11 protein-coding genes and 1 pseudogene are annotated in these 13,147 nt (G+C 66.5%); 9 read left to right on the top strand and 3 right to left on the bottom strand.

The window, feature by feature from the left end:
* The first annotated feature begins 479 nt into the window (after positions 1 to 479).
* Entirely contained in the window at positions 480 to 2,708 is a 2,229-nt protein-coding gene (locus AB0L89_RS03870) for a tetratricopeptide repeat protein (RefSeq protein ID WP_365133695.1), read from the top strand.
* 55 nt (positions 2,709 to 2,763) lie between these two features.
* On the opposite strand, the gene AB0L89_RS03865 is transcribed toward AB0L89_RS03870, so the two are convergent.
* Together AB0L89_RS03865 and AB0L89_RS03860 are read right to left on the bottom strand one after the other, a co-directional pair.
* Positions 2,764 to 3,297, bottom strand: coding sequence for an NUDIX domain-containing protein (locus tag AB0L89_RS03865; RefSeq protein ID WP_365133692.1), 534 nt, complete (start codon positions 3,295 to 3,297; stop codon positions 2,764 to 2,766).
* A 1-nt stretch (position 3,298) separates the two neighbouring features.
* Complete coding sequence (locus tag AB0L89_RS03860; RefSeq protein WP_365133690.1) at positions 3,299 to 4,660, bottom strand: tetratricopeptide repeat protein; 1,362 nt, start codon at positions 4,658 to 4,660, stop codon at positions 3,299 to 3,301.
* A 235-nt stretch (positions 4,661 to 4,895) separates the two neighbouring features.
* Between AB0L89_RS03860 and AB0L89_RS03855 the strand changes: the two genes are divergently transcribed.
* The 8 genes and pseudogenes from AB0L89_RS03855 to AB0L89_RS03820 all read left to right on the top strand — a co-directional run bounded on the left by AB0L89_RS03855 (position 4,896) and on the right by AB0L89_RS03820 (position 12,197).
* Positions 4,896 to 5,651, top strand: a complete 756-nt coding sequence (locus tag AB0L89_RS03855; protein WP_365133687.1) for a hypothetical protein — start codon at positions 4,896 to 4,898, stop codon at positions 5,649 to 5,651.
* 94 nt (positions 5,652 to 5,745) lie between these two features.
* The gene (locus tag AB0L89_RS03850) at positions 5,746 to 6,666 is read left to right on the top strand and encodes an aminoglycoside phosphotransferase family protein (RefSeq protein WP_365133684.1); all 921 of its coding nucleotides are present in this window, start codon (positions 5,746 to 5,748) and stop codon (positions 6,664 to 6,666) included.
* Positions 6,667 to 7,365 (top strand): class I SAM-dependent methyltransferase, encoded by a 699-nt coding sequence (locus AB0L89_RS03845; protein ID WP_365133681.1) that lies wholly within the window; start codon positions 6,667 to 6,669, stop codon positions 7,363 to 7,365. It begins immediately after the preceding gene.
* A 29-nt stretch (positions 7,366 to 7,394) separates the two neighbouring features.
* Positions 7,395 to 7,943, top strand: a complete 549-nt coding sequence (locus tag AB0L89_RS03840) for a hypothetical protein (RefSeq protein ID WP_365133678.1) — start codon at positions 7,395 to 7,397, stop codon at positions 7,941 to 7,943.
* 14 nt (positions 7,944 to 7,957) lie between these two features.
* Positions 7,958 to 8,230: pseudogene (locus AB0L89_RS03835) on the top strand (transposase).
* A gap of 840 nt (positions 8,231 to 9,070) precedes the next feature.
* The gene (locus AB0L89_RS03830) at positions 9,071 to 9,808 is read left to right on the top strand and encodes a hypothetical protein (RefSeq protein WP_365133675.1); all 738 of its coding nucleotides are present in this window, start codon (positions 9,071 to 9,073) and stop codon (positions 9,806 to 9,808) included.
* 452 nt (positions 9,809 to 10,260) lie between these two features.
* Entirely contained in the window at positions 10,261 to 11,298 is a 1,038-nt protein-coding gene (locus AB0L89_RS03825) for a hypothetical protein (RefSeq protein WP_365133672.1), read from the top strand.
* Positions 11,299 to 11,345: 47 nt separating this feature from the next.
* On the top strand, positions 11,346 to 12,197 hold the full coding sequence (locus tag AB0L89_RS03820) for a hypothetical protein (RefSeq protein ID WP_365133669.1): 852 nt from the start codon (positions 11,346 to 11,348) through the stop codon (positions 12,195 to 12,197).
* 61 nt (positions 12,198 to 12,258) lie between these two features.
* Here AB0L89_RS03820 and AB0L89_RS03815 read toward each other — a convergent pair whose 3' ends face one another.
* Positions 12,259 to 13,029: a metallophosphoesterase gene (locus AB0L89_RS03815; RefSeq protein ID WP_365133666.1), complete on the bottom strand. Its 771-nt coding sequence runs from the start codon at positions 13,027 to 13,029 to the stop codon at positions 12,259 to 12,261.
* Between the last annotated feature and the right edge of the window lie 118 nt (positions 13,030 to 13,147).

Raw genomic sequence — 13,147 nt, 5'->3', positions numbered from 1 at the left:
CCAGAGATTCAGTCTTTAATTCCATCTCTGACGGACTATTTCTAAATGCTGTGATCCAAGGTCGGGACATTACTGTCCAACTACCACGCGAGATCAATCCAGCCCTTGCAGGCCCCCCTCCCGGTTCCGCATTCTTCTCCGGGCGCGAGAATGAACTGCAAGAGTTGACGCGTGCTCTGTCGCCAGAGCGCGAGGCCATCCCTCAACTAATATCAGGACTACCTGGAGCAGGGAAGACGGAAATTGCGCTGCAGTTAGCCTGTCGAGCTCAACGCGATCAGCAGTTCGCTGGTGGTGTCCTATTTGCCGACGTTCACGGCTATGACGGAGATCGGTTTATCACTGCCGAACAGTCCTTGGCTGGCTTCCTCCGAGCCCTAGCTATCCCTCCCGAGCGTATTCCTCACGGACTCGAAGAAAGATCCAGACTATTTCGTGCTGCACTTGCAGCGTACGCAAAGCATGGACGTCGAATCCTCGTGATCATCGACAACGCGTCATCGACTGATCAGGTGCAGGCGCTACTCCCGAGCGATGGAGTCAATTCAGTTCTGATTACATCACGTGACAGTCTGGACCTAAGTGCCCGCCGCCACAACCTTGGAGTTCTGCCCTCAAAAATATCGGTCGAACTTCTACAAAAGGTGCTGCAGACAATTAACGGCAGTGGCGACGTTCGCGTGACAGAGGATCTAGCTACCGCTAAAGAAATTTCTCAACTCTGCGGGCATCTCCCGATAGCGTTGCAGATTTGCGGCGCCCTCTTGGCCGATTTCCCCGATCGACCTTTGTCTTCGCTGAAACGGGATCTGTCTCAGGCCCACACGCGGCTCGGGCACCTTGAACGTGGCACAAGGAAAGTCGCGGCCGCGTTTGATATGTCATATCGGAGACTTACCAGAGACCAGGCCCGCCTATTTCGTCTAATCCCAATCAATCCTGGTGCGGATATCTCAAGTGCAGCCGCAGCACACCTGGCCGATATTGAGGAGTCAGCGGCTGAACGAATGCTCGAAGATCTAGCAAGGATGCACCTCGTTGAACCGGGAGACGTCTGGGGCAGGTGGCGACTTCATGACCTGGTTCGCCTCTATGCCGATAGTCTCGGTAGAGAATCCCAGATTGACGATCAGCGCAGCATTGCATTGGGCCGACTACTGGACCACTACATCCACGGAACACGTGCCGCATCGTCCTATCTGGTTACTGATCTCGCACCTTCTCGTTACTTCAAGAGAAAGAGCGATGCCTTCAGATGGCTTGAGGCAGAGCGTTCTAACCTGGTCCTGGCCGTAGGGCTATCCACTAAGGCCGGCCGATACAAGGATTCCTGCATTCTCGCAAGTGAACTGGCTAACTTTCTGCAAAAATTCCGCTACACGGACGACTTCTTCGCTGTTTCATACACGGCGGCGGCCGCCGCCAATAGGGCTGGGAACAAGTCCCTCACCGAGGATGCGGCTAATAATATAAAGAAGGCGGTGTCGCAACTTAAGTCACTCGAGGAGGCCGTTAGTGGGTTGATTACTGCAGCATCAATATTCAACAAATCTGGGGATCTGCGAAATGAAGCGGCCACGCTAACCCAGGTTGGCAACGCAATGAGCTTGACTGGACGCTTCGAGGAAGCTATAGCCTTCCTTTCCGCGTCGGCCGAGCTGTATCGAGCATCAAAGGATGACAACCTGGAGGGGCTGGCACTTGCCAGCCTGGGGGAGGTTTTGGGTTCGGCTGGCAAAACAGAAGAAGCGATTGACGCCTATTCTGACTCATTGGCCCTGCTCCAACAGGCAGGCGATCGCTACGGCATGGGCATAGTCCTAGGAAATCTTGGTCTCGCTCGAAAAGAAGCCGGCCAGCCAGTCGAAGCTCTTCAGGCGTTCAAATCTGCTCTCGAAATATTCAGGACGGAGGGCTCCAAGGGCGAGGAGGCTGGGGTTCTGAATAACCTCGGCCTCACACTCCAGGACCTAGGGGAACCTCACGAGGCTATCGACTTTCACCTGCGCGCCGCGGCAAACAGCCGAGAGGTGGGCGATCACCTCCTAGAAGGTACTGCACTAGTAGATCTTGGCGCCTGCCTCCAGTCGATATCGGAACTCGAACGAGCAGTGGAGGCATTTTCTGCTGCCGCCTGCGCGTTCGAGCACGCAGGAGACAAAAAACGCAAAGGAAGTGCCCTTCATTCCGAAGGAATCATCTTTACTCATTTGGGTTTGTACCGAGAATCCGTAGACGCCTACACGAGAGCAGAAAACGCATTCCGAATGATTGGCGATGCCCTCGGAGAGGGGATGTCACTTGCCAATCGTGGTGCTGCGCTTCGATCATGGGGAAAGTTCAATGAGTCCATTGAAGTATTGACATCCTCAGTCGATGTTTTGAGTCAAGGCGGCGACGAGGCGGCAGTAACTCCAGCTATTCTGCAGCTTGGTGCGTCCCTCGCAGCCGCAGGCCATACGGAGGAGGCGGTACGGGTATTTACCCGGGCCGTGGCAGAGCTCGCAGCAGCTGGGAACAACTGGGAGGAAGGCAAGGCTCTGCTGGCTCGTGGGGTAGCTCTGCGGAGCTTGGAACGCTTCGATGAGGCCGCTGCAGACCTCTCTCGTGCCATTCCAGCATTCCGCGCGGAGGGCGATAGCGAGCGTGCGACTATGGCACGTGCGTACCTCGACGAGGTTCTCAAGAGATCCTCTGGTGCCCGATAGGATCGCTTTGCTGGCCATGGTGGAATCGGCCCGGCTCTCGGACTCAGTAGTCGTCTTAGCCCCAGCCGTCAAGAGATACCTGCGGGCCTCCTGCCATATAGCGGTGGAGGGCGCTGGCGGTGGTCTCCACGAATGCTTCGGGGATGGCATCACCATCCGTCCACCGCACCTGTGAGTGCTTGCGGGGCTCGCGGTTCTCGGGCTCGCCGGTCCATTCGTGCGCCGCGAAGACGACGGTGAGGAAGCCGTTGGGTGCCTCAACTCCCCAGGCGCCATGGATGATGTGGGCAACCTTCAGAGCCTCCGGTTTAACCGTCAGCCCGGTCTCTTCGTAAAGCTCCCGCACTGCGGTCTGGGTGATCGGCTCCCCGGGCTCACTCTTGCCGACCGGCAAATCCCACATGCCCTGGGCGAACTTGGCGTTCTCGCTGCGCTGCAGCAGCACGACGCGGTTGGTGGTCTTGTCGTGGACGATGACGGCCGCGACCAGCAGGGTCATGGATTCGAGGGCGGGCTTGAGAGCTTGAGGGCGGGCATCGGTCGTCGGCTCAGCCACGGGGTTCCCTTCGTCGACCTGGTTGCTGGGCATGTTAGGCGAGCACCTCACGGGCTCGGCGGGCAAGTTCGACGGCGCCGGGCACCTTGCGGCGCTGGTAGATCGCCAGGGGCGAGCGTAGGGACGAGATGGCCTTGCGGGTGCGGCCGGAAGTCATGCCTTCCATCAGGTTCAGGGCCTGGGACCAGGCGGCTACGGCCTCGTCGGCGCGGGCCTGCGCAGCAAGGCTGTCGCCCAGGTCGGCGTACGTGAGGGCGTGGACGCGCTTGTAGTGGACCGGGTCCCAGCGGGTGAGTGCAGCTCGGTGTTGGACCTCCGTGCCGGGGTGGTCGGCCAGATCGGTGAGGGTGCGGGCCGTGTGGCTGGCGACGGTGCCGGCCGCTGGACCGCTGACGCGGGAGTAGCTGGGCTGCGGGTCGTCCTCGCGGAGGAGTGCGTCCTCGGCTGCGAGGAGGGCGCGGGCGGCAGAGGGCTTCTCTCCGATCGCGGCGTACGCGCGAGCGTGGGTGATGTGCAGGAGCGCTTCGGTCTGGCCGTCGACGCGGCCGAGTCCGCGGGTGAGCGCACCTTCGACGAGGTCGACGCAGTGGTGGGGCTGCTTGAGGCTGAGGGCCTGGTGGGCGAGGGCGCGCATCATCCAGGCGGCGTGGCCGTTCGGGTCGGCTTCGCAGGCGAGTTGGTAGCCGACCTGGTAGTAGCGCTGGGCGGCGCCTTCCTGGCCGAGGTCATGGTGCTTCCAGCCTGCAAGGTAGGCGAGCTCGGCGACCGCGCCGAAGGCTGCTTGGCGTAAGGCTTCGTTCGGGAAGCGGGCGCGGAGCATGGGGGCTGCCGTGTCGGCTAGGTAGGCCGTGACGGTCGTCAGGCCGTGGCCGCCGCCGAGGCGTTCGTCGGCGGAGCTGAACGCGGTGGTGATCTGGCGTACGACGTCGACGTCTTCGACACCGATCAGGACTCCCCCGGTGCGGGCGCGCATCATGCGAGAGGTCGCCTCGTGGTCGTATGCGAGTGGCATCGCGACCCCGGCGGTGGTGAAGGCGGCGATCGCCAGGAAGCGCCGGCGGTCGACGTCGGCGCGGCCCAGCTCCGTTGCGGCGACGACTGGATCAAGGTTCGCGGTGGCGGCCGACGTCTCCGCCTGGCCGCGCAGGCCGATCTCCGTGGGTGTGACTGTGCGTGCCAGACGACGGGACAGTGCTTCGGTCAGGTACTGGCCCATGCGGCCGCTCGGCTCGCGTGCGCCGTTGACCCAATGAGAGATCGCGGACTTGTTGGTCTGGAGGATCTCGCCGTTCTCAGCAGCGATGCGGCGCACGTCCTTCGCAAGGGCGTCGAAGGTGCAGCCGCTGGCAGAGATCACGTCGCGCAGAAGTGAGTTGGGCTGGTTGGGCGTTGGCACGACCTCCCCCGATCAGGAGCTGTAAACCGCGTATACCGCTTCCGCCGCCTCACACCGTACCCACTGTGCGTGACGACCGGTTCACTAATCATCAGCCGCCCGGAATGGTTCCAAGTTCCGATCGACCGTGATCCAGGTTCCCCCCTTCCTGGTCCGGGCGGCCTCACGTTCCGTACGCCCGCTACGGGTTCGGGCATTCCTGTGCCGAACCCGGCCGATGAGAAACGGAGACACCGTGGCCACCATCGATACCGCGGCCATCACGGTCGTGCTGCCCGAGGCGTTCGACGAGCGCTGGAGCCGCCTGTCCGGCGTCCAGGTCGACGGCCGGCGCATCACCATCGACCCGGCCGAGTACTTCTTCCGCTTCGAGTCCAACACCTGGCTCGTCGCCGACTGGGAGCTGGTCAAGGAACAGCTCCTGGGCGTGGACGAGACGACCGAGAGTGCGGTCGAGCAGCTCGCGCTCGACTTCATCAAGGAGCACGCCCGCTCCACCTCGGACGCCGCACACGTCCTGGCCACGGCGTACGAGGTGTACGCCTACCTGTTCCGCGAGGAGCACCTCGCCTCGCTCGGCCTGCCGCAGATCACCGCCGAGCATCTGCGGGTGCTGCGCGAGGCGGCCACGCTCATGGCCCTGAACAAGGTCGAGTTGGACGGGCACATCTCCAACGTCGGCCCGTGCTGGTTCTTCCCCGCCGCCACCTCCGTCGTCTTCGACCTGGACGTCGACATGGGCGGCCTGCTCGACGAGGTCTACCACGGCGGCTGGTTCAACGAGTACCGCCGCATCGAGTCCATCAAGGCCCACGCTGCCCTCGGTGGACGCCTGGTCCACGGCTGCCAGTCCGTGCCGGACCAGACTGGCGGGGTCGTCGCGCCCTACGGCGCTTCGATGGCCAACTTTCGTGACGACCTTGCCCAGTTCAAGGCTGGGTGGATCGAGCAGGTCTACTCCCACCGCGTGACCGGCAACCCGGCCGCGTAGCCCTTCGACGAGGCTCCGGGGCGGGATGCCACCGCAGCACTCCTCCCGCCCCGGACGCCTTCATCCCCGTACAGGAAATCCAGGAGCACTCCCCATGGACGAGTCCCTCACCGCCGAGCTCCTCCACAACCTGTGCACCGCCACAGGCCACCCCCACCCCACCCGCGAAGCAGTGCGGGTGTGGTCGATGTCCGGCGTCGAACGCGTCACCTTCCCCGACCGCACCACCGCGATCTTCAAGTACGCCAAGCGCCCCTTCGACAGCGAGGACCAGGCCCTGCGCCTCGCACACACCCTCGGCATCCCCGTGCCCAAGGTGTACGCCTCTGCCGTACGCGACGGCTTGCTCGGCCTGCTCCTCGAAGACCTCGGCGCCGCGACCCGCGAGGCCGACGACCTCGACGGTGTCGCGGCAGCGGTCGTCGTGCACGGCGCCCGCACCGCACCGGCGCTCTCTCTCATCGACGAGGAGCGACTGCGTACCCTTCCATCCCGCGCCATCGACCACCTCCACGCCCTGCGCAAAGCCGACCGCTGGGTAGCCGAAGGCACCGACGACATCGAGCAGGCCCTCGACCTCCTCGCCCGGGCCGCACCGCACCGCGCGATCGGAGCCAACCTCGCCCCGTTCGGCTGGGTGCACTCCGAGTTCCACCCCACCAGCCTCCACATCGGCCATGGCAACACCTGGCGCCTACTCGACTTCGCTCGCGCCTTCACCGGCCCCGGCCTGCTCGACCTGGCCAGCTGGCACGGCACCGTCGAGAACCCCGACCCCGTCCGTCTGCGCGTCTTCATCGAGCAGTACGTGGCTGCGGGCGGCTCGCCTGATGCTCTCGCCCGGCGCGGTGAACTCCCACCTGCGCAATGGGCGTTGGGATGGCAACGCATCTGGAGCGTGGAGTGGTTCATGGAGCAGGCGATCCGTTGGATCAACGACCCTGCCACCGACCCTGCGTACATCAAGGTCGTACGCCGCCACCTCACTGACGTCCTCCGGCTCCTGGAGGTCTAGATGCCCACGGCAGCAGCGCCCTCCCCCTGGCACGCCCACGCCCTGCACCGCACCGTCACCACGCCCGCCGGGCCTCTCCCCGTCCCCGCCCGGATGGAGTGGACCACCCGGCCGGGTCTCGGCCCCGGCGCGGAGATCCTCGGCACCGACCTTGCCCACCGCCGCATCCTCGAACTCGGCTGCGGCCCCGGCCACAACGCCGCCCATCTCGCCACCCGCCGCGGCGCCCGCGTCACCGGCGTCGACCTCGTCGACATCCAGATCCGCCGAGCCCGCACCCACTACGGCCGCCTCTCCGGCCTCACCTTCGCCGCCGGCCACGCCCTTCATTACCTCCAGGCGACCGAAGAGCACTTCGACGCAATCTATTCGGTCTTCGGCGCAGTGGGCCTCGTCCCGCCGAACCTCCTCCTGCCTGCTGTCGCCGCCCGACTCAAACCCGGCCGCACTCTCGCCTTCTCCACCCCTCACCCTCAGCGCGGGGGACGGCGACCAGCCATCGATGACTGGCCCCGCCGCGATCACGTCACCCTCCCCGACCGCACCCGACTCCCGCTGGTGCGCTGGGAGTTCGATGCCCGGCGCTGGGAACAGCACCTTTCGCGCGCCGGCCTCTGGCTCACCTCCGCACAGGACTTCCACGACCCGCGTCACGGTCCGTGGCCGACCACCCTCCTGATCACCGCGCGCAAGCTCTGACCCACACCTCGCCTGAGCCGGAGGACCCCATGCGCCTGCCCTACCTGCTGATCGACATCGACGGTGTCCTCATACCGTTTCCGCAGGCGGACGGAGCCACTCCGTCCAGCCACGTCCGCTACGACGTCGTGCCTGCTGGTCGCCCACCGGACGCGCCCGTCCCGGTGTGGCTGAACCCGGCACACGGACCGATGCTCACCCACCTCATCCGCACGAGGCTGGTCGGCCCAATGTGGTGCACCAGCTGGCGCCGCGACGCCACCACGCTGATCGGTCCTCTTCTCGGGCTCCCTACCTTCCCGTACGTCGACCTGCCCCGTCCCAATATCACCACCAGCCACCCCAACGGCTACCTCTGGAAGCGCGATCACGTCGATGCATGGCTCGGCGACGCGCCGACCGCGTGGATCGACGACGACTTCACCGACCTCGACCACGCCTGGGCGACCGAACGCGTCGCTCGTGGGCTTCCAACCTTGTTGGTTCAGCCCGACCCCTGCATCGGCCTGTTGCCCGAGCATCTGACGGCAGTGCGGGACTGGGCAACGGCCCTGAACTCGACGGAACGGGTCGTCTAGGGCCTGTTGCGAAAGTGGATCTTGGTCGTAGACGATCACTTTCTGTAGGGAGTGGGGATCTGACGAACGGCCAGTGGGCCCGGATCGAACCGTTGTTGCCGCAGGGCATCAAGCCGGGCCGGCCGCGAGTGTGGACGCGGCGGCAGTTGATAGACGGCATACGGTGGCGGACCCGGACCGGTACTTCCTGACGGGATGCGCCCGAGCGCTATGGGCCGTGGGACCGGGTCTTTGGCCTGTTCCGGCGCTGGCAGCGGGACGGGACCTGGGCGAGGGTCCTGTCCTAGCTCCAGGCTGAGGCGGATGCGAAGGACCTGATCACCTGGGAGGTGAACGTCGACTCCACCGTCTGCCGGGCCCATCAGCACGCCGCCGGCGCCGTGAAAGGGGGCTCCAGAAGGAGCCGCCCGGCGGGATCTTCGTCGAGGCGGCCGACCACGGCCTCGGACGCTCCTGCGGCGGGCTGACCAGCAAAATCCACCTCTAAGAGGGAGCAGCGGTCAACAGCAGCGCAACCCGGCCCACACGACCACCCAAGGTCCAGGTATCTGTGCTGGCCAAAGCCATGGAGCCCATCCAAGCGCCGTCGCTTCTCAAGATGAGAGCGCGAGTTCGATTCCCGTCACCCGCTCCACTTTGAGCCCCCAAGCCCGTCGGTCCGGGGGTTGTCAGCCTTCCGGGTGACCTCGGCGACGGGTCCGCACCGGACAGGCCACCGTGACGCCGACGCCGCGGCGCGAGAGATCGACGACGTGGAGGATAAAACTCCTCGTAGTGTTGCCGTGCACGTGTCAAAGTGAGGGAATCCCGCACCGTACGGCTCGATCCTCCCGTTATCTCGGACGGAGAACCGTGTGTCTGCCACCCCTGACAGAGAAGCCATGAGGCCGGGCAACTTACCGGCGCCCGACAGCACCCCGGACACCGAGCCGACGACCACTGAGCCCACGTCCACCGTTCCCGCCGCTGCCGGCTCCGCCTCCTCGGCTGATCTTGATCCTGCGGCAACGACTGATCCCGCTGCTCCCACACCTCCGGCTGCGCCCACCGACGAACCCTCCTCCAGCGGCAACGGCTCAACCACCAGCACCGCCCCCGATGAACCGGCTCCCACCACCCGGAGCCGCGTGAAGACGGTCTTCGCCGCCGCGCTCGGCATCGTCCTGAGCACCGTGCTCGCCAGTTTCGTCACGACGTACTTCGACGTGTGGAGCAGCAGCCGTTCGCCGGTGCCCGTCGGCAGGGGGGTGCACGCCGAGTCGGAAGTCTGGTGGGATCTGACCCGGGACAACAAGGCGGTCAGGCTGAAGGGCCCCGTCGACACCGGGAAGCTGGAACGGAACTACCCGGACGGCGACGCGGCCCTCGACGGGCTGGTCGAAGGCGGCGGGGTCTACGCCGGCGCGGTGCGGATCCGGCTGACCCTGATGAACTTCACGAAGGTGCCCGTCTCCATCACCGGCGTACGGGCCCGCGTCACCGCCGAAGAGCCGGTGCCGGAAGGCTCGTTGCTCTCCTGCGGCGGACCGCAGGGCGGGATCGACATCACGCGCGTACGCATCGACCTCAGCAGCCCGACCGGAGCCGCCCAGGAGTACGACGGGAAGGCCCTCGTCGGCCAGTACCCGACGCAGCAGATGCAGTTGGCGAAGCAGGACGAGCCCGCGATCTTCGACATCCTGGTCGTGGCCGGCAAGACCACCGCGTCCTACGTGCTCGACGTCAACTACCAGCAAGGCACGGACAAGGGCCGCATCGTCGTCGACCAATCCGGCAAGCCCTTCATGCTGGCCCCGGCCGAGGGCGACGCGCGGGCCAAGTACCACTGCGACAACGCGACGACCAGTTGGAAGAAGAACCGATGACGACCCGTCGGATTTTTCTGCTCGCATTCCTTCTCACCACCGCCCTGCTGGCGGGAGCGGTGACCGTCCTGGCGATGCAGGACTCGCGCGACACGACATCCCGGAGCCCCGCGCCGGATTCAGTCGCCCCCTCCGCCCTCACCCCTTCCGCCCAGTCCCGCACCACGAGGGCGCGCAGCAAGGCGGCAGGCAAGGCGATCATGGGGAACGCTTGGTCCAGTACGTGGTCCGCCACCGTCCCCTCGAGCACGGCCGTACCCGCGCGGGCGCTCGGCTCAGGGCGCTGCGCTGCGCTGTACGGCTGGGCCACCGCCCGGTCCGCCGTCCCGCGGGGCACGGCCAGCGCGGCGTTCACCTTGTCCGCGCCCGACGACTCCCCCGTAGTGGTGCGTTCACTGCGCATCGTCAAGGGACGGACCGTCCCCGCGCCTCAGGGACAGGACGTGGAGTGCGTGGGGGCCGTCGACCGGACGGTCGGCCGGAACCTGAACGAATGGGGGGAATTGAGCCTCGATGCCCCACGGGACGTGCGGCTGAGCCGCTATGTGCGTCCGGGCGGCACCACCGGGGGAATCGTGGACGCCCGGACCCTGGGCTGCTCCTGCGAGTGGTGGATCGAACTGGAGGTGCTGGAGGACGGCGCGGCACGCAGCGTACGGATCGACGACGCCGGGCGGCCCTTCACCATCGCCTCTCCCGTGGCCAGGATCGGGACGCCCGCCGACGACGGCGCGCAGAGATACGGAGCGCCGGACCTCGCCCTCGCGCGCGGCGACGGCGGCGCAGGCGCTGACGCCCGCGCCACGAACGGTCTCTCTGTGAGCGGGACACGACTGTTCTCCGGTCGTAATCAGGAAATGTGGGCGGTGACGAACCGGAAGGTTCGTGGCCTCGCGCGGATCACCGCAGACCTGGACGTCCCGGGGGCCGTCTGTGAACGCCTGGAACGTTCCCTCATGGCCGCCGACGCCCGTCCGGCAGCCCACGCCACGTACGCCGTGCTGTTCGCCGACAAGTCCCCGAACATGGACGCCGAAACCGTCACGGACATCTCGCTCCACGTGGAGAGGCCGAGGCGCCTCGACGCCGAGCCGATGGGCTACGCCTGTTATCCCGACGACTGGGACCTGCAGATGAACACGTCGAGGGAAGGAGCAACCGTCCTGATCGACCGGGCCGCCCAGGGCGACTCCGATCCCTCCGCTTCCTCCGATCTGCCGGTTTTCACCGGAGAGCCCGTGACGTACTACCAGGAATCCGCCCGTGGCCCGGCCGCGGATGCACTCTTTTTCGGCGTCACCGCGACAGGCCCCGCCGACGTCGAGTACCGCTTCACCATCGAAGTGACGCTCAAGAGCCGCTCGGGAAAGGTCACCCACTACACGCTGGACGACGCCGGCCGCCCGTTCGCCATCGCCGCGCGGCCCGTCGGCGAAATCCCCGGACGGGGGCAACATCTCTACCGTGAGGTCGGCAACAAGGTTGGCTGAAGAGCCGTTTCAACTCTCTTTACCACAAGGCCATTTCGGTGCACTACATGAGTGATCATGACATCGGGTGGGTGTCCCGGCTGATCGGTGAGGGCGGGGTCCTTACCTTCGTACGCGGGGTCAGCAGCCGCGAGTTGGCGTGGATGATCGCGCCCGAGCACGGTTCCGTCCTGGTGCCGGAGGTGTTCCGGCAGGTTCAGGAGAGTGCGCGCGGGGTCGGGCCGCTGCCGGCCCACGCGCTCGTCGGCGAGACGGGGACCGGCTGGGCCTTCGCCGTCGAGCGGGCCGGGGGGCCGACCGCGTGGTACCGGCACGACCGCGTCCGGCACATGTGGTCCACCGTCACGGGCGTCGAGATCAGCGACAACGGCATGGACCCGCCCAGCGTCGGCGCGGTCGTCGACGGCAGACCCGACTGGTCGTACTACGAGGGCGAGGTCGGTGAGGGCGACGCGGACCATCCCCTCACCCGGCGGCTGGTCGCCGAGGCGGGGCTCGGGAAGGTCCTCCAAGATCCGGACCACCCGGACGACCCGGACGAGTGCGAGCTGTTCATACCGGACGAGGCCGACGTCTACCGGATCATGAGCGAGCACTACGGTCTCGCCCTGCCCCACGAGGACATCGAGGCCTCCCGGCTCTCGGTGGTCCTCACCGAACCGCGCGTCTTCCGCCACCCCGTGCGCAAGGTGCCCGGCGGACCCTATGACCCGTGTCCCAAGTGCGGCGCGGAGCTGGTGAAGTGGAACGGGGACGGCGTCTGGGGGCCGCAGTACCGGCTGGCGTGCTCGCGCGCGGAGAGCGACGGCTGCGCCGGGCAGCGCGTGGGACCGCTGGTGCAGGTGGGGGTGCGTGAAGAGCCCAACAGCAAGTGGGACAACGTGCGTTTGCCCGGGTGAGGGAGGGGTGAGGGCTCTGATCCGGAGTCCCGGGGCGGCGGCTGCCCCGGGACCGGGAGGGTCAGGAGGAAGTCACCGGCACCGGGCGGTAGTGCGTGGTCAGGCGGCCCCCGTCGTCCAGGACGTGGAACGCGAGCGCCGGGGGCAGGTCGCGGTGGACGTGGTGGGACGGGTCGTTCTGGTGCTCCCAGGGGAGGCGGAGGGTGGAGACGACGCCCGGGGCGACCAGGAGGGGCCTGCCCGCGAAGGTCGTCGCCGCGGGGGTGTGGGCGTGGCCGGCCAGGAACGCGGTCACGTTCGGGTGGCGTGCCACCAGATCGGCCAGGCGGTGCTCGTCGAACTGGCGGATGGGGTCCACGTGGGGGGTGTTCAGCGGGACCGGCGGGTGGTGGAAGCCGATGAGGACGGGGCGGTCCGGCGGGGTGTCGGCGAGGAGGCCCGACAGCCACGTCAGCGTCTCGTCCGTCAGGCGGCCGTGGTCCTCGCCGGGGACGGAGGTGTCGCACAGCGCCAGGACGACGCGATCGGTGACGTACGACCGGTCGACCGGCGCCGTACCCGCCGGTTCGCCCAGGAGGTGCTCGCGGAACGCGGCGCGCCCGTCGTGGTTGCCGGGACAGATCAGCGTCGGGTGCCGGGACTCCAGCACCTTGCGGGCCGTCTCGTACTCGGCGGGCGCGGCGTGGTCGGCGATGTCGCCGGTGACGACGACGGCGTCCAGGTCGTACGGGAGGCCGTTCACGTAGTCCATGACGGCCTGGGCCCGTGCGACGCTGCGCCCGCCGTCGTCGGTGTCGATGTGAGGGTCGCTGAGGTGCGCGATCACGATCATTGTGCTGCGCCTTTCTCTCGTGGGGCGCCGGAGCCGCCCGTCGCGCCTGCCTCCAGAGGGCCGGGCATCGCGAAGCCCAGGGCCCCAAAGTAGTGCAGTCGGCACCGGAATTGATCTC

This window comes from Streptomyces sp. NPDC052114, assembly GCF_040680155.1.
Classification (GTDB): Bacteria; Actinomycetota; Actinomycetes; order Streptomycetales; family Streptomycetaceae; genus Streptomyces.
This window is presented reverse-complemented; position numbering and strand designations above follow the sequence as displayed.